Origin of the sequence: Myxosarcina sp. GI1, assembly GCF_000756305.1 — a bacterium.
In the GTDB taxonomy this organism is placed as follows: Bacteria; Cyanobacteriota; Cyanobacteriia; order Cyanobacteriales; family Xenococcaceae; genus Myxosarcina.
The window spans coordinates 222,096-244,063 of record NZ_JRFE01000019.1; the positions used below are offsets into that span (position 1 = coordinate 222,096).

The window sequence follows — 21,968 nt, forward strand, 5'->3', positions numbered from 1 at the left end:
AGATAAAAAGTAGGTTAAATACCCTTCATCAATTTAAGTCAATCGCGCTCGCTCGGAGTTACTTTAACTTATGCGGCGATCGCCATCAGATTTTTGGAATAATTATCTTTGAATCTAGAGGCTATTGGATTCAAAAGCGGTTAGATTAGTGCTAATCAAAATTTCTATTTCTAATCCCAAACAAGATGCCTGCTAAATCTCGCTCGAAATTACTTTATCTCAGCAAATATCTGCATACAGTAGTTCAGCCCTGGCAACAACTCGACTGGCTGTTGCTGCTGTTAGTAATCGGCGTAACTATATTTGGCGGCTTGACGATTCACAGTACGGAGTTAGCAGAAGGATTAGATCGCGCCTATCAACATATTTCTATCGGTGCCATTGGCTTGGTTATTGCTCTGTTACTTTCTCGCTGGCGTTATCAATCTCTATTGCAGTGGCATTGGTTAGTTTACGCTTTAACCAATGCTTCTTTAATTGCGGTAATGATAACTGGAGTAACCGCTAAAGGCGCACAACGCTGGATTACAGTTGCAGGTTTTAACATTCAACCGTCAGAGTTTGCCAAAATTGGTGTAATTATTACTCTGGCAGCCTTACTGCATAATGAAAATACTTCCAAAATGAGCGCGATCGCCCGTACTCTAGCAATTACTGCCGTTCCCTGGGGGCTGGTATTTTTGCAGCCAGACTTAGGTACTTCGTTGGTATTTGGAGTAATAGTAATCACCATGCTCTATTGGGCAAATACCAATCCAGGATGGTTGATTTTACTTGTATCTCCTTTAATTTCAGCTATTTTATATCATGTCTATCTTCCTGTCTGGTTAATTTGGGTGTTAGTTATGGCAGGCATAGCCTGGCTGAGTTTCCCCGTAAAAATAGTAGCCTTCTTGGCAGCGAGCGCGCTAAATTTGGCGGCGGTAGAGTTAGGCAATGTCTTTTGGGGACTGCTCAAAGACTATCAAAAAGCCAGATTGATTTTATTTCTCGATCCAGAGAAAGATCCTCTGGGAGGAGGCTATCATTTAATTCAATCGCGTATTGCGATTGGTGCGGGACAGTTAAGCGGTAGGGGATGGCATCATGGAACCCAAACTCAACTTAACTTTATTCCCGAACAGCATACTGACTTTATATTTTCGGCAGTAGGAGAAAATTTAGGCTTTGTTGGCTGTATGATTTTGTTGCTAGTTTTCTGGGCAATCTGCTTTCGTTTAGTTTGGATTGCGGCTACGGCAAAAGATAACTTCGGTTCTCTGCTGGCAATTGGTTTTCTTTCAGTTATTGCTTTTCAGGTAATTATTAATATCAGCATGACTATTGGACTAGCTCCAATTACTGGTATACCCCTGCCCTGGATGAGTTACGGGCGATCGGCTTTACTCTCTAACTTTATCGCGATCGGCTTGGTAGAATCTGTCGCCTATCATCGAGTTAGTAAGAAGAAACGTTACAGACTTCTGCCTTCAGGAGCGAAGCGAAGTTAAAAAATATCTTTGCGACGTTGCACTATTAGAGTAACAATTGCATAAGCTAAAGCATGAACGACTAAAATTCCCCAGTTCAAAGCCAAGTTTTCCCAGGTGGCATTGTATACCGAACTAGGCTGAAAAATGTCTGCTAGCATTTCCGTCTCTAATCCTGGCATTTCGGGAGGTGCCATAGCATTTACATTAGCTAGCGAACCAAAAGCTCCAATCGACCAGCGACTTAGCATTAGCCAGGAAAGCTTGCTCGACCAACCTTCTAAAGTAAACAACACGCCTGAAAAAATTATCTGAGGTATCATCACTAAAGGTAAAATACCGTTACCTTCATTTTCAGTTTTAACCACTGCAGAAAGCATCAAACTTAGACTGGTACTGGCAACAAGAGTTAAAAAGGTAGTAATTGCAAAGCCAACTGACCAGGGAATCAGATTTGACTCTGGCGCATCAAAAACTAAAAGAACTACCAGAGTAATCAAAATAGTTTGCGCTAAAGCAATTCCTCCGCGAATTAGTAGCTTGGACGAGAGATAGGGAATTAAACCGAGATTGAGCAGCCGTTCGCGAAAATAAATCCCTTCTTCTTTGACAATTTCGCGAATTGCATTAGAAAGACCGAGCCAAATCGCAACGCAGCTAAAAATAAACAACAGTCTTAGTGCTAGAGAAGCTTGAGTTGCGCTGGGAACATCGACTATACTTAGTGGTTTTTCGTTACGTAGGGGTAAGCCTGTTAGAGCAATGGTAATTGGTCCTGCTAGCAAAGTTAAGATTAAACTATTGGTATCGCGACTAACTAGTTTCCAGTAACGTCGAGCTAGTAGTGATAATTGTGCTAAAGGTGAAATACCCGTCTTAACTGCCGCATTTGATTTTTGCTGTATTTCTTTACCAGGACTGAGAGAACTTTCGATATAGGCTTCGTATAGTGAGGACTTAGAATAAGTATCAGACCAATAATCGACCCGTTCTAAAATGGCTTCTTCGTTTTTGCCTTTATTTAATTCGATGTAAATATCGGCAAAATCATTAAATTTTTCGTCGATAAATTTTCCCGAATGCTGCTGAAAGAAAGACAGAGCTTCTTGAGGAGGTCCATAATAACAGAGTTTGCCTCCCAAACCCATAAAAGCAATGCGATCGCAAATACCAATATTATCTGTAGCATGAGTAACTAAAGCAATAGTTCTGCCTAAATCTGCCTGTTCGCGCAGTAGCTGCATCATTTCTTTATCCAAACCAGGATCTAGACCAGAAGTAGGTTCGTCGAGAAAAAACAGCTTGGGGTTGGCTAACAATTCTACGCCGATACTAACCCGCTTGCGCTGTCCACCGCTGAGTTTGGACACCAAACTATGACGGACGTGAGAAAGTTTAACTTGTTCTAGAGTGTTAGTAATTACTTTACCGATATTAGTATCGGGAGGAAGCCGTAGTTGACAGGCATACTTTAAAACCTCCTCAACAGTTAGCTCGCGGTGAATAATATCATCCTGGGGAACATAACCTACCTGAGAACGGTAAACTGCCCAATTTTGCCGCAAATCGTCACCATTTAAGTAAATATTACCTGAAGACGTTGGAGCAATTCCTAACAAAGACTTCATTAGAGTTGATTTACCAGCACCACTACCCCCTACCAAAGCAACTAGCTGTCCTGGTTCGATAACTAGTGAAACATCATTGAGAATAATTTTTTCTTTGCCTCGTTTGTCTTTTACCTTGCGTACCAGTTGATGGGCATCAATACGAACCCGATCTGTAGCGTTTTTAAGCTCTAAAGCATCTCCCGTGTAAATCAGAATATAAGGACCAATTTGAATAGCATCTCCTGGTTCGAGTCGATGCCGCTTTTCTAAGCGATTGCCGTTGACAAAAGTTCCGTTGGTACTACGATCTTGTAAGATGTGACTGCCTTGGCGATCGGCATAGATAGTTGCATGGAGACGAGATACTGTAGGTGCATCTAGTTGAATCGACGCACGATGATTGGGATTTGGGGATCTGCCCAACTCTACGAGATCGTTTTGCAAACCAGTCAATTCCAAGCGATGTAGTTTTGGTACAGATACATTACTGCTTCTAGGATTCTGGTAAGTCAGACTAATTTGATACCGAGGATCTTGACCGATGTATAATTGTTCGCCGCTTTTCAGTAAATGACCTTCAGTAAAGTTAATTCTAGTTTGATTGAGAAAAATGCCGTTACCTCTTTTTTTGGCGCGATGCCTTTGGCTAGCTTCGCAATCGCCATCAAAAATGCGATAGCTTTTACCTTCTTTTTGGATAATTGCCTGGCGGCGCGAAACAATTGTCCAATCTTGCGGTACCTGTATCGTTGCCCATTTAGGATCTCTTCCGAGGCGGTTGACCTCGTCGCTCAGTCTCAAGCGTACTACTTTACCTCGATTGTTTAACTCAATGTAAGGTTCTATATTGACAACAGTTGCTTGAGAAAAACGATCTGTCATTGGTATTTAATAATTTAATAGTGTATTTTTGGCAGCGGTCGTGCTACAAAAAAAATTATATATCTAACCCTTTGTTACTAGTCCAGTCCATACAGCTTTTTGATTGTCTTTATAGATAATCGATACAAACTCTTCTTGATTCTTAACTAAGTTTGATGAATTAAGCTCAGTTTAAACACGTTGCTTTGATTCTGAAATAATAGTTGGATAAGCCATTGTAAAGAGCATTATTAAATTCGCCACCCAAAACAACAACACCAACCACAAACAACTCAGCCAAGGCTGGGGATAAATAGCCAACTGAAGACCATACCATAACTGCCAAATCCGAAATCCCGTATATATCGTCCCGATAGTTACCACCACACTTTTACACAACCAACGGCTAAAACCAATTTCACTAGCTAACTGAATAAAAACAGCCACTAAATAACAGCTAAAAAATTGACAAATATCTGGTTGTTGCCAAAAAACAATCGCCATAACTATAGGTACAATTAACCCAATAAGTAAAGCAATATTGACCCAAACTTGTAAAAACTGCTGTTGTGCTTCCGAGTAAGGAATATTGGAAGTAAGTGGTAATGTTCCCTTTTTCGTCAGCCAGCCAACTTCGATACTTAACAAAGTGGCGATCGCGATAAACGAACTAACGGTAAGCCAGTTATTAGGATTCATACTTTTAAAGTGCTATTATTTGCCTGTCGTAAAGCCTTAACTGTGTTTATCGTTGCCTTGCCTACGGTTTCTATTTCCTTAGCAGTATTAAAGCGTCCGATACCAAAACGCAAAGAAGCATAAGCTAACTTTTGCGATCGCCCCAATGCCGTCAACACATGAGATGGTGCCGTAGAAACACTAGAACAAGCCGAACCAGAAGACAAAGCTACGGTAGGCTGCAAACCAAGTAGCAAAGCCGAACCGTCTACTCCTTCAATACTAATATTTAAATTACCCGATAATCTTTGCTGATAATGACCATTTAACTCAATTCCAGGCAATTCTTTTATCATTTGCCATAGCTTTTTTCTTAACTCAAATTGTCGCTGCGACTCCGATCGCATCTCTGCTAGTCCCAACTCTACTGCCTTACCAAAGCCGACAATTTGCGGGGTGTAAAGCGTACCAGAACGCCTGCCTTTTTCTTGTCCTCCTCCCTGAATTTGCGAGGCAATTTTAACTCTGGGATGGCGACGACGTATGTATAACGCACCGATGCCTTTAGGACCGTATACCTTATGAGCGGTTAGTGACATTAGATCGATTTTCATTTCCTCTACATCTAAAGGAATTTTAGCGATCGCCTGTGCGGCATCAGTATGAAATAAACAGTTGCGGTCGCGACAGATATTACCAATTTCTGTCAGAGGTTGAATTACGCCAATTTCGTTATTAGCTGCCATTACCGAAACTAAAATTGTATCGTCGCGAATTGCCGTTTCTAATTTGTTGAGATCGATTAACCCGTCAGACTGCACTGGTAAATAAGTAACTTCAAACCCCAACGTTTCTAAATAACCACAGGGATCTAGTACGGCACTATGTTCGGTTTGGACGGTAATAATATGTCTTCCCTGGCTAAAGTAAGCCTCTGCCACACCTTTAATAGCTAAATTATTGGCTTCGGTAGCACCGCTAGTAAAGACAATTTCTTCGGGAGTAGCACTAATTGCATTAGCAATAGTTTCTCTGGCTTGCTTGACTGCTGCTTCTGCTTCCCAACCATAAACATGAGTAATGCTAGAAGGATTGCCAAATTTTTCTGTAAAGTAAGGAATCATTGCCTCTAACACTCTTTCATCTACAGGTGTTGTGGCGTGATTATCTAAATATATAGGTCGTTGAGACATTGGCAAATTAGTAACTAGCTGTCTGGGTTGGTTTGGTAATTTATTTTAAATTTAGTTTATTCTCTGACTCATAATATAAAAGACTCTGATGTTTTTCTCTACCGACCGAAAATTGGTTTCTTAGAGTTAAATTTTTTACGTCAGTGTATTTTGATTAAATAAAACCTTTGTTCTGTATTTTCTCTTTGCCTCCCACAGAAGAAGGATTCTACAAATTTAATTTATCTTTACATTTGCGACTTCTTATAGGTGTTTCTTACAGAATCATTGTTCATGATGAACAACAGATAAGGTTTTAAACCTTGTTTGAAAATTATTAAAGGTATTTTATTTTTATGTCTGCGGCAACAGAAAAAATTTCCACTCTTCGTTCTTTAGAAACTGACGAACAGCTAGCAATTTTATGGTACGCTTACCAGAAAATAAAAGGAGATTTAACTCCCGAACCAGAACGTGAAGGAGAAAATTTAGGCGATACTGACAGCTTAGTCAGTAACATTAAACAAATGTCTGAAGAAGAACAGCTACAGGTACAGCGTGATTTTATCGCAGGTAGCGATCGCCAAGAATTTCAGACTTATAAATCTTATTCTTCTAATCAAAAGCTTTATTTTTGGTATCAGTTAGCAGCAGCAATGGAACAAAACTCTGTAGTGAGTTTTCCTAATGACTACAGCCTATCGTCTGGCGGTAAAAAACTGTTAGGGTTGCTTAAAGAAGAAGATTTTACCCAACAACTAGTATTTATCCGTGATGCTGTTGGCGTAAGTACTGAAGAAACAGCTAGAGTCTAATAAGACTTATAAATCCTCTACAACCGAGGAACTGGTTAAAAACTTCCTCGGTTTTTTAATAAAAAAACAGTCGCTATGTTATTAGCGACTGTATCTATATGCGATCGCTACTACTCTAGTAAAGTGCAGCGATCGCGTTTTTATCGTTTAGTAATTAAATAAGACCGACCTCATGCGCCGAACGTCTTAACATAGACTCAGTGCGGTTTTTAGCTGCTTTTTCTTTATTGAGCATCAACCAACGAGCCTGTTCTGTAACAGAAACCTGCTCTCGAACATCTGTAGTTGGTACGGGTCGGTTGTTATAAGCTACGCCGCGATAGGTGAGGTTAACAGGTGGTTGCAGCACTGGGGGTTTTTTGAGATTGCGAAATCTCCAGTCCAAGCCGCGAAATTTACCTGCAACTCCGCCTTCGCCTACTTCAACCACAGGTGGGTTGTATTCGTAACTTACACCGCGATAATTAAGTTTCATATATATTTACGCCTCCGATTGCGTTGATAAAATGAGGCGCGTTCCTTCGGGAGTTTTCCCTACTTCCGTCTCTCTAAATTTTAAATTTACAGAGAGATGAACGATTGCTTTAATTTATTTCTGTATCTATTGTAACCGTTTTAAAATTAATGTCTATACCCCTAAAGACGGAAAGCCACATTTTGCGTTGCGGCTTCCCGAATCTTTGAGAAAATTTTATATTTGTATATTTTTAGCTGCACATAGACAAATAGAAAGGTGAGAAGCAGGGGGAGCAAAAAACAACTAGCGTTAAACAACTGATAAATGCTAAATGCTAAATGCCAAATGTCTACTTTGCTTCAATTGAATAACCACAGCGATGTTCGCCGTTATTGATCCAGTGAGTTCGTTCGATATTGCAGTCGGGTAAAACTGCGGCAAACATTTCCAGTTCGTGTCCGCAAATACTAGGGTAAGATTCTGCTACTTCCGATATGGCGCAGTTGTGTTCTACTAAAACAAATTTCTTTTGTGGCGACTGAGAAATTGTATGCAGTTCTGCCATATAGCCTTCTTCTTGTCTTAAGTGTACCAATCTGGTTACTCGCTGCAACAGAGAACCTCCACCCACGCGATCGCGATATTCGTTTGCTTTTCGCTGCCACTGTTTTTCTAAAACTTTACCAACCTGTTCTTCACCTACGGTTTCAGCTAAAGTATCTAAAAAAGACACGGCAAACTCTCCATAGCGATGGGGATTGAGGCGATCGCGTCCTTTGTCGCTTAGCCGATACAGATGCTGTGGTCTTCCCATTCCTTGCTGTACCGCATGATATTCAATAAATTCTTCAGCTTCTAATTCATTTAAATGACGGCGAATTGCTTGAGTTGTAAGTTTTAAAGCTTCAGCCAACTGTTTGGCGGTAGCTCGATCTTGTTTGAGTAGGTATTGTAAAATACTTTGTTTGGTAGACGGTAAACCAGTGGTCGTCATCGTCCTATAATTAAATTTCGAGTCTTAAAAAGATAAATCCGTACAAAAAATTGAGAAATTTTCCGACTTTGACAACATCTTTGTTGTTAATGTAACTTACAATAGACTTAAACAACAAATTTGTTGTTAAACTTTTAAGTAGAGTAGTCGTTAACTTTAATTGTACACAGCGATTAGCTTTTACTGACATTCTCGACCGAGAAAATAACGGTATTAGATTTAGAACACCACAGCAATAGCTTGCCATTAATTATGAGTGCCACAGTCAAAACTTTAGTCAATCAACCATATAAATACGGCTTTGTAACTGATATTGAAGCAGATACCATTCCTCGCGGCTTAAGCGAAGAAGTAATTCGTCTAATTTCAGCCAAAAAAAACGAGCCAGAGTTTATGCTAGAGTTTCGCCTCAAAGCTTATCGACAGTGGCAAAAGATGAGCGAACCCAAGTGGTCGCAAGCAAAGTATCCCGCGATCGACTATCAAAATATCATTTATTATTCTGCACCTAAGAAGAAGAAACAGGAAAAGTTAGGCAGTCTAGAAGAAGTAGACCCTGCTTTACTCGATACCTTTGAAAAACTTGGCATTCCCCTTTCCGAACAAAAAAGACTTAGTAATGTTGCGGTAGACGCTATCTTTGACAGCGTATCGGTAGCGACGACTTTTAAAGAAAAACTAGCAGAAGAAGGGGTGATTTTCTGCTCGATTTCTGAAGCTTTGCAGGAACATCCAGAACTGGTGCAAAAATATCTTGGTAGCGTGGTTCCTGTAGGAGACAACTATTTTGCTGCTTTAAACTCCGCTGTATTTAGCGATGGCTCGTTTGTCTTTATTCCCAAAGGCGTAACTTGCCCGATGGAACTGTCTACTTATTTCCGCATCAATACTGGCGATACGGGACAGTTCGAGCGTACCCTAATCGTAGCCGAAGAAGGAGCGAGCGTTAGCTACTTAGAAGGCTGTACCGCACCGATGTTCGATACCAATCAACTTCATGCTGCGGTAGTAGAACTAGTAGCCTTAGACAATGCCGACATTAAATACTCTACCGTTCAAAACTGGTTTGCTGGCGACGAACAAGGCAAAGGCGGTATTTACAACTTTGTAACCAAACGTGGTTTGTGCAAAGGAGTCAATTCTAAAATTTCTTGGACGCAGGTAGAAACTGGTTCGGCAATTACCTGGAAATATCCAAGCTGTGTCTTAGTTGGCGATAATTCGGTAGGAGAATTTTATTCGATCGCCCTAACTAATAACCAGCAACAAGCCGATACTGGTACGAAGATGATTCATATTGGCAAAAACACTCGCAGTACGATCATTGCCAAAGGTATTTCCGCTGGTAATTCTCAAAGTAGCTATCGAGGCTTGGTCAAAATTGGTGCCAAAGCCGCAGGTGCGCGTAACTATTCTCAATGCGACTCGATGCTAATTGGCGATAATGCCGAAGCCAATACCTTTCCCTATATTCAAGTAGATAACAACACCGCCAAATTAGAACACGAAGCTTCTACCGCCAAAATTGGTGAAGAACAATTGTTTTATTTGGCTCAAAGGGGTATTTCAGAAGAAGATGCCGTCACTATGATGGTTAGCGGTTTCTGTAAAGACGTTTTAAATGAATTACCGATGGAGTTTGCTGCCGAAGCAGATAAATTACTAAGCCTCAAACTAGAAGGTACTGTCGGCTAAGAAGATTTTTGACTCCTTACTATATATAAATGAACGGTAATTTGTAGGGGAAAGGAAAAGAAGCCTTTAGTAGGTAAAAGGGAAACGGTTAAAGGTAGCTATATCTTCCTTTAGTCTTTTCTTTTTTACCCTAAACTCTAAAAAACCTTTAGTTTTAACTTTTGACTTTTTAAATACTTATTTTGGTTGATATAAGAGTGCTGGTTTGTCGTTAATATTTTCGGCAATTGGACGAACTCGCTCGATAACTTTAACTAAGTAATCGTAGTTGGGTGGTTCTTCATTAGGCAAAAAACCCATAGAACCTGCAATAAACGAAGGTGTTTCGGCTAACTTTTGTTCGATCTGTTGTTGCAAATTGCGTTCGATGCGATCGCCTATTAAAATCGCTCCAGGGGGTACGTCATGATAGTCTACATAAATGACTTTAAAACTATTGGGTTTAAAATTTTGTCGATAGCGTTGAAACTCTTCCATTGACAGCGCACCTGCCGCAATCTTTTCTTCATCTAGCCAGGTCAAAATAGTACTAGGTGTAGGCGCGAATTTAATTTCGGAAAAATGCAAGCCATATAAATTGTAGATCGGTAAATAATAGCCAGTCGCCGAACCCCGTTGACCTAGAGCGATTACCTCCCCTGCTAAATCCTGATGGCTTTCAAATTTTGAATCTTGCCTGACAGCTATAACCGAGCGTGTTTGTCGTAAACTTTCGAGAGGTACTAAAGGTAGATAATTGTAACGAGAAATAGCGATCGCTGCTAATCCAGAAGGAGCAAAAACCAAGTCCCACTTTTTCTGTGCAATCTGTTGTAAAGCCTTGACTTCATTATAAACAGGTTCTACTTCTACGATGCAGTTAAGCTGCGTTTCTAAATATTGTTTGAAATCAATATATTTTTCTAAGGTATTATCTTGCGCTTCATACCTAACCACCCCAATACTTAGCTTATAAATATCTGTTTGTTCGGAAGTGCGGCTACAGCCCGAAACTACGAATAAGATAGCTATTATACATATTTTTTTAAAATTCATACCTCTACAAAATAGTTAACAAATTAACAATAAAGTATTTATAAATTTTTGGTTCTACAAAAGCAGAAACTGCGAAAATATAATTTATAAGATATCAATAATACATTTTTACAACCACAAGACTAAAACAAATGTTTAATAATCTTAAGCTAGGGGTCAAACTAAACCTGCTTTTAGCCGCGATTTTATTATTACTGATGATAACGATAGGAGCGACGCTATCAATAGTCATACAAGGTTATGCTGAAGAAGTAGTGACCGAAAAAGCCTTGTTGTTGATCGAAACAATGAATTCAGTTCGTAACTATACCAGCACTCAAGTTAATCCAGAATTAGCTTCGAGGCTAGAAACTGAAGAATTATTTTTGCCCCAAACTGTCCCTGCATATTCGAGTCGAGAAGTATTTGAATATCTTAGAAATAGCGATAGATACAGAAACTTTTTTTACAAGGAAGCTACTTTAAATCCTACCAATCTGAGAGATAAAGCCGATAGTTTTGAAGCAGAAATTATCAATTCTTTTAGAAATGATTCCCAGCAACAACAACAAGGCTTTCGTAATATACCTGGAGGAGAAATTTTTTATATCGCTCGCCCTCTAAGTGTCACGAAAGAAAGTTGTCTTAGGTGTCATGGCAGTCCCGAAGAAGCTCCTGCTAGCTTACTTGCTACTTATGGAACTGATAATGGTTTTGGCTGGAAGCTTAACGAAATTGTTGGAGCGCAAGTTATTTCGGTACCTGCAAGTCAGGTGTTAGAGGATGCCAGACGTTTGCGTTTGCTAGTTGTAGGTAAGATATTAATTTTTTTGGTACTTGCTGTAGTTTTATTAAATGTTTTCCTTAAGTTCGTTATTACTAATCCCATCAATGAAATGTCTCATTTATCTAAAAAGCTAAGTATGGGGGATTTAGACGTAGAATTCGAGCAAAAAAGCAATGACGAAATTGGTATATTAGCAGCTTCTCTCAATCGTCTAAAAGCCAGTCTTAAAATAGCAATGGAAATGCTGGATTCTAAATAATCTCGATCGTACAGCTTTCTTAACTCAACCGTTGCTTGAAAATAAAAGCCTGTTGGGGATTGGCAATTTTTTCAGCCAAAGTTTCCAACAGTTCGGTTTTGGTAAGATTGGGATTTTGAGCCAAGGCACGTTTGCAAACAATAGTTGCCATCGGACCGATGAATTCGGCTAGTTCCTGGCAGCAGCGTTGGATAAATTCAGGGGTAACTTCAGAAATAGAACTAGACTGTGTGGGAAAAACAGTATTTTGTAAAGAGCGATCGATGAGTGATGATTGGGGATGCTGAAGTCGTTGGGGCTGATAGCTAATATAGTCAGAGTATAAATTTTCTTCTAGACCTTGAAGACTAGGAGCTATTGTAATTACTTCATTGTATATTTCACGAGCTGTTCGGGGGCGTTGAGTGGGAGAAAACGCCGTCAGGCAGTCTATTAAATTAGCAAATTCTGTTGGCACCTCGGGTGCAGCTTCATGCCAGTTAAATCTATTATCGGCAAAACTATACAAATTACTAGGATTTTGAGCGGTTAACAAAAAAATTGCCGTACCTCCCAAAGCATAAAAATCTGACTGTAGTACGGCTCTACCTTTCATCTGCTCCATTGGCGTATATCCTGCCGTAACTACACCAGTAATTTCTCCAACAGCTTGTTTTTTAATGTAGCTTTGGTTTAATTCTCTTGCCGTACCAAAATCAATCAGTACTAAAGAACCATTAGCTTTAAGCATAATATTGGTCGGTTTAATATCTCGATGAAAAAAATTATGCTCGTGAACTTTTTCTAAAATTAAGCTTAGTTCTGCCAACCAGCGTAAAACTCTTTTAGGCTGGAGTGGGCGATTTCCCCGTTGATGAATATACTGCTCTAAATTTAAACCCTCAACTTTTTCCATAACCAGACAGTGCAAGGGTTCTTCCCGTCCATTAGGAAAGTAAAGAAAATAACTGTCTGGCTCGACTTTGGGTATGCCAGGGTGATTTAAAATAGTTAATACTCGAGCTTCTTGCTGAAACAATTCTACATATTTTGGATGATTATCCATCAAAACTTTGAGTACCAAAAGATGAGAATTAGAATCTGAGACTTCATAAGTAGTAGCAAACCCTCCTTGACCCAATTCATTTAGAACTCGATATCTTCCATCTAATAGCAATTCCGAACCACACCCCTGACAAAAAATCATGGTATCGGAGTTTTTATTAGGATTCTGGCATTGAGGATTTATGCACAAATTCATTAACTTAGTCAGTCTATATTTTTAAAATATTAAGCTACTGGCGATCGAGCTTGTTTGACTTATAACAAAAAAATAATATTTATATTAAATATGTAAATTATTAGCCAACTACATTAGTCACAACTCAAACTTGAAGAGCAATTGAACCAGTTCATAAATAACTTAAACCAGGTAATCATTGCTACTGAAATTCTTAAACCTTTAATAACGGGCTTACCTGCAAGCACTTCGGGATTAAAAGAAATGCATTTGAGAAGATTTTGATTATTCATAATTAATAACCTTTTGTTCTGGTTTTTGCCCAATAAAATTAAAAACAGTTTCGCTATCTACAACTTCGCCTCTTTCTGCTGCCTCAATCTCCACAAATTGAAATTTTATTATCTAACAGATACTTAGTTCAACACGCTATGTATAGCGTATTTGCGTAAGCCCTGTTAACGCTTCTACGGCTGCTTCTATAGCGATCGCCACATGAGTCCAATGAGTACCCCCCTGACAAAAGGCAATATAGGGTTCGCGCAAAGGACCATCGGCAGAGAATTCCGAGGTACTGCCGTCGATAAACGTGCCTCCTGCCATAACTAACTGGCTTTCATACCCAGGCATATGAGCGGGAACGGGTTCTAAATAAGAATCTATAGGGGAGTGCTGCTGAATAGCTCGACAAAAGGCAATAAGTTTTTCTGGCGAACCGAGTTCGATTCCTTGAATTACGTCGCGACGAGAGACTAAAGGTTGGGGATTAACTGGATAACCCAGGCGATCGAAAACATAGGCGGTTAAATGAGTTCCTTTAATCGCTTCTCCTACCATCTGCGGTGCTAGAAATAGTCCTTGAAATAGCAGGCGATTTTGTCCAAAAGTCGCACCGCTGCTGCTCCCAATACCAGGTGCGGTGAGACGGCAAGCCGCAGCCTCTACTAATTCGGCTTTTCCCGCTACATAGCCGCCAGCAGTAACGATTGTACCACCTGGATTTTTGATTAACGAACCCGCAATTAGATCGGCACCGACTGCGGTAGGTTCTTGTGGTTCGACAAATTCGCCATAGCAGTTATCTACCAAACAAACAGTGTTGGGATTTTGCTGTTTGACCGACTCTACTATCTTGGCAATTTCGGCGATCGACAAACTCTGTCGCCAGGAATAACCGCACGAACGCTGAATAAAAACCAAACGAGTTTGTTTGCGAACTGCCGAATTTAGGGTTTTCCAATCGATTCTTCCATCTTTTGTAAGGTTTAATTGGCGATATTCAATGTTAAACTCTCCAAGGGAACCAGCATCATTGCCTCTCAAACCGATTACTTCTTCTAGAGTGTCATAGGGGGTGCCTGTAACCGATAGCATTTCGTCTCCAGGGCGAAGTACGCCAAATAAGGCACAGGCGATCGCATGGGTTCCCGAAACAAACTGAACTCTTACTGCTGCTGCTTCTGCACCGACAATTCGAGCAAATACTTTGTCTAAAGTTTCTCGTCCTAAATCGTCGTGTCCGTAGCCATTAACGCTAGTAAAATGCTGTACGCCCACACGGCAATCTCTATAAGCCAAAAGCACTTTTTGCAAATTTTGCTTGACCTGAGAGTCAATATTAGAAAAAATCGGTAATAGCGTTTTTTCGGCTTCTTGTAATATTTGGTGACTTTTCATGATTTCGATCGAGATATGAAAACATCGGGCGGTCAACGTTTGGAGGAAGCCTCCAAACTACGCCCGTTTAAATTTATTTTCTCTCTTATATCGCCGAATAGTTAATTTGTTTTTGCCGACTGGGACGTATTTTAATAAGGGATTTACCAATATCCAGATCGAATAAATTTTTCTAGAAGTTAAAGAGTTAAATAATAATTAGTATTTTTACTTTTTACTTCTAGATTTAAATATGTCGCTCGAACAGCACAAATTTATCGTATAAAGTTGAAATTCAGGTTTAAAAATGACAGTTGCTCAAATAGAAAAAATTCCTCCAGCATGGGGAACCATTATATACATGGCTTCAATACACCTAGTGGCATTACTAGCTTTGTTGCCGCAAAATTTTAGTTGGAGTGCCGCAGGTGTTGCCTTCGGGCTTTACTGTCTCACTGCTGGTGTGGGAATTACCTTGGGATTTCATCGCTTAGTTTCTCATCGCAGCTTTGAAACTCCTAAGTTAGTTGAATATTTCTTAGTGTTTTGCGGTACTCTAGCTTGTCAGGGTGGACCTTTGGACTGGATTGGGCTACACCGCATTCATCATAAGTATTCCGATACCCAATTCGATCCTCATGATTCCAATAAGGGTTTTTTGTGGAGTCATTTGGGTTGGATGCTTTGTCAAAATCCCGCCAATGAAAAGATTCCCCAATACACTAAAGACATTGCTGGCGATCGCTTCTATCAATTCTGTCAATATGGAATGATCCCAATTCAGGTTGTTTTAGGTTTGATTTTATATCATTTTGGTGGCTGGTCTTGGGTTATCTGGGGCATTTTTGTCCGTCTGGTTGTCGTATTTCACGTTACCTGGTTTGTTAACAGCGCGACTCACAAATTTGGCTACAAAAGTCACGAGTCTAACGATAATTCTAAAAACTGCTGGTGGGTAGCATTGCTAACTTTTGGCGAAGGTTGGCACAACAATCATCATGCCTATCAATATTCAGCCAGACACGGTTTGCAATGGTGGGAAGTAGATCTCACCTGGATGATGATCTCTACCTTGAAATTTTTGGGTTTGGCAAAGAATGTCAAATTACCACCTACTACTAAAGTAAAGCAAGCATAAAAATAGCCAAACAATTTTTTATGGCTAACTTGCGATCGCTATTAAGCTAATTAATTACATTAAAGGTAATGGACAAGCTGTTAAAGTTTTGTTTGTTACCTTTTTTTATACGCAGTTTAAATACTTAGATTTAAATAAATATTTTATAAAATAATTTAAATTGCGCTCGATATTATTGCTGAGATTAAAATACGTTATTACCAGTCTTTTATAAATATCAACAAACTACAATATTTATGAATGCAGTGTTTTTGCGCTTCAGACTATCTTTAAAAAAAAACTGGTTTTTAAAACAAAAGTTTTTTGTAACTTTAATGTATTTTTGTTGTTATTACTGTATACGAAAAAGTTTTTGTTATACATAATTGTATACAAGATCGAAAATTAGGGAACAAACAAGCTGTTATTTCTGGTCTTTCGGCTCGCCCTAAATTTTCGGTCTTTTTTAAGAGCGACTTTCTTTAATACAAGAAATTAGTAAATTAATTATGTCTGACGAAGAGCAATTAAAGAATACGCGGTCTATAAAACAAAAACAGAAACAATCTACATCGTCAGCAGAAAACATAGAGGATAGCTCTAGTATTTTAAAACAGTTGGACAATAAATTATCTTTACTACTAATAAACGAGAAAAATTCTCAAAATGGCTTGAAAATTTTTTCTCTATTAAATTGGATTGAAGCTTTACAAAAATGGTCTGTAGAGCAAATTAAATCTAATTATAATAATGATCTATACTTTTGTAAAAGTCATGCTCTATATTTAAATATCGAACGTTTTAAACTTATAGATAACAATTTAGGACGTATTTTAGGAAATCCATTATTAATTAAAATAGCTCAAAAAATAGCAACTAGTTGGTCTAACATTTCTTTCCAGTTTAAAAGCGATCGCTTGACTATTAAACTTCAAAATCTTGGCAAAGCTGAAGTAAGTAAAGAACCGGTTTGTTATTCTGCGATCGCCAAGCAGAGTATTTTTGAAGAATTATCAGAAATTGAAGTCTTAACCAATTGTCTAGTAATTGCTAATACAGATAATTGGGAAGCAGCTATTTTGGATATAGCATTTAAGACTAGCGAATCTACAGATTCAAATGCCTACGGAGTATATTACGTAGAAGCTAGCATCGAACTTGTCATTCAAGATAACGACAGAGTATCGAAGGTACTATTAAAAATTCAGCAGCAAAACCAACTGCTTAACCAACAAGTTAAACCTGATGCTACAAATATTAAAAGCTGTGCCGAACTACGACCGCCACAGTTTTCTAAAGAAAAATTATTAATTTATATCGAGTCTTTGCAACAAGAATTACAGGAAATAAAACAAGAAAAACTCAATCTCAAAACCGATTTAAACAAAATAACCAACCAGGCTAATTTAACCGAGAGCCAGCTACAAAACAAAATCATCGAACATCAGCAGGTTCAAGCCAGCCTAATTGAAGTCAATCAAGAATTAAAAAAGCTAATTTATACGGATAGTTTGACACAAATAGCCAATCGTCGGCAATTTGATGACTATTTGCGATCGCAATGGCAAAAATCTCGCCAAAATTTGACTCGTTTATCTTTAATTCTTTGCGATATCGATTACTTCAAATTATATAACGATACTTACGGACATTTAATTGGTGACTATTGTTTACAACAAGTAGCTTTGTCGATCGAATCTGTAGTGGATGCTGATGATGGTTTGGCTGCACGCTATGGAGGCGAAGAATTTGGCATAATTTTACCAAATATCGGCGAAGAACAAGCACTAACGATCGCCAATGAAATTCGGTTAAAAGTTAAAAATCTTAAAATAGAACATCAAGCCTCGCCAGTTCATCAATACGTTACCCTGAGTTTGGGAGTTTATAGCTTATCTCCCGAATCTAAGTACAGTCCTGAATTAATGGTCGCTTTAGCAGATAAGGCTTTGTACGAAGCTAAAAAGAAAGGACGCGACTGCGCTTGTGTATGTGTTGATTAGCAAAAAAACTAACTTCGTGCAACGCTCGATTGCAACACTTAAAGATGGCTTCAAGTAACCGATTGAGTAGCAGCCAAACGACTTTGCTCTAGCTGTTTGATTTTTTGACTGCAATCACGAATTTCTCGATAGTAATAATCGATCAATTCTAGATCGGTATCGGGGTTGAGATTTTGTAGTTGTTGGCTACAGTACATTTGATACTTAATGCGATCGACTTGTTCTACCGACGCGATCGCTTCGGCGATTCTAATTTCGGCACGAAAAATATCTTCTTGGGTTTTTTCATCGAGATAAAATAATTTGGTTAACTGCGCCATCGCTTCGGGAAAATTCAGGCTGTGGGTGTGTAATTCTGTAAGCAAGAAATTTGTATCCGCTTCTGTCGTCTGGATCGAGCTAGACTCGATCTCAATTATTTGCTGCCACAAAAATCGATGAGGGGATAAGTTAAATAATAAATCTTTGTCTTCTAGATGATTTACTATTGTTTCTCTATATTGGGGACAGTGAATATAAATACGCAGTAATAAAGATTCTGCACGCTGTAACAACTCTGTTTCTGGACTGGTAGCTACCTGTACGGGTGCTATAACAGCAGATTTTTTTCTAGTTTGTAGAGTTTGTTTTTGTGGTTTGATGCGGCGGTTGAGTGTTTTTAGTTGAGAACTCAGACTAGATAAATTTTGCTGTAAGAGTCTGCTGTCTCCCTGACTGAGTAAATCGGCACAGTATGCCAGATAGCGATCGCGCAGGTTGGTATCTTGCAGTTTATCTAATAGTTGCACCATTCCCTTAGCTAGCTGCTGAAGGGAATAAGGCTGCATATTTTTAATTTCTTTTATGCCTTCTCCGTCCTCTAAGATATTATCGACGAGGCGATCGATTTGCCAATCCAACCACAAAGGAGCGCGATCGAGAGACTGAGAATAAATCGCTACTCCATCATCATTACTCTTAATAAACTCGTCTGCGTCTTTACCATCTGGTAAATTGAGTATTTTTAACTGTACTACTCCTCCATAGATTAAATCTTCAATTTCAGCGATCGCTCTTTCGGTAGCTTTTTGACCCGCATTGTCAGCATCAAAATTGAGAACTACCTGTTTGGAAGGAGTGTAGCGCAATAGCTGTTTGAGTTGAAAAGAAGTAAACGCCGTACCCAGAGAAGCAACCGCATTGGTAATACCTGCTTCGTGTAGGGCGATCGCATCAAAGTAACCTTCTACTACCACAGCGCGATCTTCTTTACTGATGCTGCTTTTGGCTTTGTCGAGAGCAAATAGGGTTTTGCTTTTATCAAACAGAGGCGTTTCGGGAGAATTGATATATTTTGGTAAGTTATCCTCTTTAAGAGTACGACTGCCAAACCCAATAATCCGACTCTGAGTATCGAGTATGGGAATTATTACGGCATCGCGAAATACATCATAATAACCTTTACCGTTTTTTCGTTCTTTGATTAATCCTGCTTCGGCAACCAAATTTACTGGATAGCGTTTTTGCTCTACTAAATAACGATATAAAGTTTCCCAGCCAGAAGGAGCATAGCCCAACTGAAAATTATCGATCGTGGTTTCTTGTAACTTACGCTGTTCTACAAGATATTTAAGTGCTATTTCTCCCTGTGGCTGATGTAGTGCGTGTCGGTAGAAACTAGCGGCAACTGCCAAAATTTCGTAAAGTTGTTCTTTAAGGGTTAGCTGACGCTGTAACTCTTGTCTTTGTTCTGGTTCGACAGTTTGAATCTCAACTTGGTAGCGACGAGCCAGATCGAGAACCACTTCGGCAAAAGACTGTTTGCCAATTTCCATCAGAAATTTAAAGGTGTTTCCCCCCTCACTACAGCCAAAACAATAGTAAAGCTGTTTATCTTGGCTGACGCTAAAGCTAGGAGTTTTTTCGTTGTGAAACGGGCATAACCCTAAATAATCCTTACCTCGTTTCCGCAACACTACGTGTTCTGAAATGACATCGACAATATCGACTCGCTGTTTTACCTCTTCAATAGTATCGGGATGCAGACGGGGAATAGACACAGAGATATAGGGTTACTTGTTGCCTGGAATGCTATTGTACTATCTAATTACTAATTATTACCTACTTCAATATATGCTGTCTCAATGGGATTGTTTTCTAAAAAATTTAGGCGAATGGCATGGTTCGTTTACGCGCTTTTCACCAGCAGGAGTAGAAACTGAAGATACCCCTAGTATAGTAACCATAGAAGGACGAGACGATAATCGAGCCGTCCATCAGGTAGTTCGTTATCTCCCCCACGATGAGCCACCACGCGATGTAGTTGTAGACTATAGCCATAATTCTTTAAACCGCAGCATTCTCTTTTTTGAAAACGGTGCTTTTTGCCAGGGTAGTATGCAGCTGGCACCATATAGTCAGTTTGGTGCAGAGTTTGGCTTAATAATGGGCGATCGCCGCTTGCGAACAGTGATTCTTTACAATGGATTGGGGCAACTAGAAAGGGTAGTAGTAATTAGAGAAAAATTGCCTGAAAGTAAAACACCAGAACAACCAGCTTTGACTGTAGATAGTCTAATCGGAAACTGGCAAGGAGAAGCTATTACCATGTATCCCGATTATCGTAACCCCGACATTTATAACACGGAGTTGCAAATTACAGCAAAAGATAGTAACCACATCGAACAAAAATTAGCTTTTGGCGATCGCGCTATTACCTCTCAAGCCAGAATAGACGGTTCGCGATTATTATTTGAAAATAGTAATTTACCCGTACAAATTTTACTCTTACCTGATGGTACGTCCTGTAACTGCCCTATAGAAGCCAAACTCGGTCACAAATTTGTTTTAGAAACGGGTTGGCTATGGCAACCTAATAAAAGACAGAGACTGATTCGGACTTACAATGAAAAAGGCAATTGGGTCAACTGTACTTTAGTAACAGAAGAAAAGATTGAATAAAAAATAGGCTCAACTGGACTCGAACCAGCGACCTTTGCGATGTCAACGCAACGCTCTAACCACCTGAGCTATGAGCCTATAATCACTAGTTAGTCATTATACATCATCTCCAACTCTTTGCTCGCACCTCAAAAGAATTGTTGCTACCAAGAGATAGAAATTGCTCCGATCGCTATTTATAACAAGCGAACTATAGGTTAGAAGATTACAGTTTTATTCAAAAGGGAACAGGGAACAGGGAACAGGGAATAGGCAATAGTAGTTAGGATAATTTTAAAGTGTCTAATCTTTACTTCGACTACTATAGAACTAAAGTATTTGTCGAATCATTCTTTGCGCCTGAGAACCATAACCACCGCCAAAAATATTGAAGTGATTGAGAATATGGTACAAGTTGTAAATTGTTTTGCGTTGCTGATAACCGCTGTCTAACTGCCAGGTTTGGTTGTAACCCTGATAGAAAGCTGCGGGAAAACCGCCAAACATTTCAGTCATACCAATATCTACCTCGCGATCGCCATAATAGGTAGCAGGATCTAGAATTACTGGTTCGCCATCGGCAGTAACGGCAGCATTACCCGACCACAGATCGCCGTGAACCAAAGAGGGCTGAGGGTTTCTGTCGGCTAGTTGTTCGGTAACAGCGGCAATTACTTTATTGGTATCGGGAAAACTACCGCCTTTACGTTTGGCTAACTTTAACTGATAGCCAATGCGGTGTTCGGCAAAGAATTTACTCCAATTATCTTCCCAGGTATTGATTTGGGGTGTAGAACCGATAGTATTATCTCGATCCCAACCAAAGCGATCGCTCGTTCCTTGTTTGTGCATTTGTGCCAGTTGAGAACCCATCAGTTCCCAGGCTTTGCCGTTACCGCTACCTAGATCTAGCCACTGCAAAACCAAATAACAAGAGTCGTTTACCGTTCCCCAACATATAGGCTCAGGTATGGTAATAGTTTGGGTGTCATACATCTGTTGCAGTCCTACCGCTTCGGCGATAAACATCTCCAGTTGCGTAGCGCGATTGAGTTTGACAAAATAACTGGTGTTATTGCCGCTAATTTTATAACACTGGTTGATACAGCCACCGCCTACCGAACGAGTATCGTTAATTTGAAAAGACTTGTCGGTTGCTTCATTTATTGCTTTGGTAATTTGTTGCCACATTACTAAATTCGTTTGATCTCTTTTAACTATCTAACCATCTTCCCTGGCGATC

The 21,968-nt window shown here is 39.4% G+C and carries 18 protein-coding genes, 1 tRNA gene and 1 riboswitch; of the genes, 7 read left to right on the plus strand and 12 right to left on the minus strand.

Going from position 1 to position 21,968, the window contains the following annotated elements:
* Positions 1-185 precede the first annotated feature (185 nt).
* Positions 186-1,490, plus strand: coding sequence for a rod shape-determining protein RodA (gene rodA / locus KV40_RS15105; protein ID WP_036483040.1), 1,305 nt, complete (start codon positions 186-188; stop codon positions 1,488-1,490).
* Here the strand turns inward: rodA and KV40_RS15110 are convergent.
* The 3 genes from KV40_RS15110 to KV40_RS15120 all read right to left on the minus strand — a co-directional run bounded on the left by KV40_RS15110 (position 1,487) and on the right by KV40_RS15120 (position 5,811).
* Positions 1,487-3,961, minus strand: coding sequence for an ATP-binding cassette domain-containing protein (locus KV40_RS15110; RefSeq protein ID WP_036483041.1), 2,475 nt, complete (start codon positions 3,959-3,961; stop codon positions 1,487-1,489). The two genes, rodA and KV40_RS15110, sit on opposite strands and share 4 nt — an antisense overlap.
* Positions 3,962-4,132: 171 nt before the next feature.
* Positions 4,133-4,639, minus strand: coding sequence for a hypothetical protein (locus KV40_RS15115; RefSeq protein ID WP_036483043.1), 507 nt, complete (start codon positions 4,637-4,639; stop codon positions 4,133-4,135).
* Positions 4,636-5,811 (minus strand): cysteine desulfurase family protein, encoded by a 1,176-nt coding sequence (locus tag KV40_RS15120; protein WP_036483045.1) that lies wholly within the window; start codon positions 5,809-5,811, stop codon positions 4,636-4,638. Before KV40_RS15120 ends, KV40_RS15115 begins: the two co-directional genes overlap by 4 nt.
* A gap of 335 nt (positions 5,812-6,146) precedes the next feature.
* Between KV40_RS15120 and KV40_RS15125 the strand changes: the two genes are divergently transcribed.
* The gene (locus KV40_RS15125; protein WP_052055659.1) at positions 6,147-6,605 is read left to right on the plus strand and encodes an orange carotenoid protein N-terminal domain-containing protein; all 459 of its coding nucleotides are present in this window, start codon (positions 6,147-6,149) and stop codon (positions 6,603-6,605) included.
* 154 nt (positions 6,606-6,759) lie between these two features.
* Here the strand turns inward: KV40_RS15125 and KV40_RS15130 are convergent, their stop codons facing one another.
* The gene (locus KV40_RS15130) at positions 6,760-7,080 is read right to left on the minus strand and encodes a DUF4278 domain-containing protein (protein WP_036483047.1); all 321 of its coding nucleotides are present in this window, start codon (positions 7,078-7,080) and stop codon (positions 6,760-6,762) included.
* Between the two features lie 35 nt (positions 7,081-7,115).
* Positions 7,116-7,185, minus strand: a riboswitch (Glutamine riboswitch).
* Between the two features lie 226 nt (positions 7,186-7,411).
* Positions 7,412-8,056: an iron-sulfur cluster biosynthesis transcriptional regulator SufR gene (gene sufR, locus KV40_RS15135; RefSeq protein ID WP_036483050.1), complete on the minus strand. Its 645-nt coding sequence runs from the start codon at positions 8,054-8,056 to the stop codon at positions 7,412-7,414.
* 252 nt (positions 8,057-8,308) lie between these two features.
* On the opposite strand from sufR, the gene sufB reads away from it, so the two are divergent.
* On the plus strand, positions 8,309-9,751 hold the full coding sequence (sufB, locus tag KV40_RS15145; protein ID WP_036483053.1) for a Fe-S cluster assembly protein SufB: 1,443 nt from the start codon (positions 8,309-8,311) through the stop codon (positions 9,749-9,751).
* Positions 9,752-9,928: 177 nt separating this feature from the next.
* Here the strand turns inward: sufB and KV40_RS15150 are convergent, their stop codons facing one another.
* A complete protein-coding gene (locus KV40_RS15150) occupies positions 9,929-10,786 on the minus strand; it encodes a phosphate/phosphite/phosphonate ABC transporter substrate-binding protein (protein WP_036483055.1) in 858 nt (285 codons plus the stop codon).
* 131 nt (positions 10,787-10,917) lie between these two features.
* Here KV40_RS15150 and KV40_RS15155 point away from each other — a divergent pair, with 131 nt between their 5' ends.
* Positions 10,918-11,811 (plus strand): DUF3365 domain-containing protein, encoded by an 894-nt coding sequence (locus tag KV40_RS15155; RefSeq protein ID WP_036483058.1) that lies wholly within the window; start codon positions 10,918-10,920, stop codon positions 11,809-11,811.
* A 19-nt stretch (positions 11,812-11,830) separates the two neighbouring features.
* On the opposite strand, the gene KV40_RS15160 is transcribed toward KV40_RS15155, so the two are convergent.
* The 3 genes from KV40_RS15160 to KV40_RS15165 form a co-directional block, all read right to left on the minus strand.
* Positions 11,831-13,051 (minus strand): serine/threonine-protein kinase, encoded by a 1,221-nt coding sequence (locus KV40_RS15160; RefSeq protein ID WP_036483061.1) that lies wholly within the window; start codon positions 13,049-13,051, stop codon positions 11,831-11,833.
* A gap of 113 nt (positions 13,052-13,164) precedes the next feature.
* Entirely contained in the window at positions 13,165-13,323 is a 159-nt protein-coding gene (locus KV40_RS37320; RefSeq protein ID WP_081942860.1) for a DUF433 domain-containing protein, read from the minus strand.
* A gap of 136 nt (positions 13,324-13,459) precedes the next feature.
* Positions 13,460-14,707, minus strand: a complete 1,248-nt coding sequence (locus KV40_RS15165; RefSeq protein WP_036483062.1) for a methionine gamma-lyase family protein — start codon at positions 14,705-14,707, stop codon at positions 13,460-13,462.
* Positions 14,708-14,993: 286 nt separating this feature from the next.
* Here KV40_RS15165 and KV40_RS15170 point away from each other — a divergent pair, with 286 nt between their 5' ends.
* Entirely contained in the window at positions 14,994-15,824 is an 831-nt protein-coding gene (locus KV40_RS15170; protein ID WP_036483066.1) for an acyl-CoA desaturase, read from the plus strand.
* A gap of 488 nt (positions 15,825-16,312) precedes the next feature.
* Positions 16,313-17,806, plus strand: coding sequence for a GGDEF domain-containing protein (locus KV40_RS32200; protein ID WP_052055660.1), 1,494 nt, complete (start codon positions 16,313-16,315; stop codon positions 17,804-17,806).
* A gap of 50 nt (positions 17,807-17,856) precedes the next feature.
* On the opposite strand, the gene dnaG is transcribed toward KV40_RS32200, so the two are convergent.
* Complete coding sequence (gene dnaG, locus KV40_RS15180; RefSeq protein WP_036483068.1) at positions 17,857-19,845, minus strand: DNA primase; 1,989 nt, start codon at positions 19,843-19,845, stop codon at positions 17,857-17,859.
* A gap of 73 nt (positions 19,846-19,918) precedes the next feature.
* On the opposite strand from dnaG, the gene KV40_RS15185 reads away from it, so the two are divergent.
* Positions 19,919-20,746, plus strand: coding sequence for a DUF3598 family protein (locus KV40_RS15185; protein ID WP_036483163.1), 828 nt, complete (start codon positions 19,919-19,921; stop codon positions 20,744-20,746).
* Between the two features lie 4 nt (positions 20,747-20,750).
* Here KV40_RS15185 and KV40_RS15190 read toward each other — a convergent pair.
* Positions 20,751-20,824 (minus strand) — tRNA-Val (locus KV40_RS15190).
* 231 nt (positions 20,825-21,055) lie between these two features.
* Positions 21,056-21,916, minus strand: a complete 861-nt coding sequence (locus KV40_RS15195; RefSeq protein ID WP_036483070.1) for a fructosamine kinase family protein — start codon at positions 21,914-21,916, stop codon at positions 21,056-21,058.
* Between the last annotated feature and the right edge of the window lie 52 nt (positions 21,917-21,968).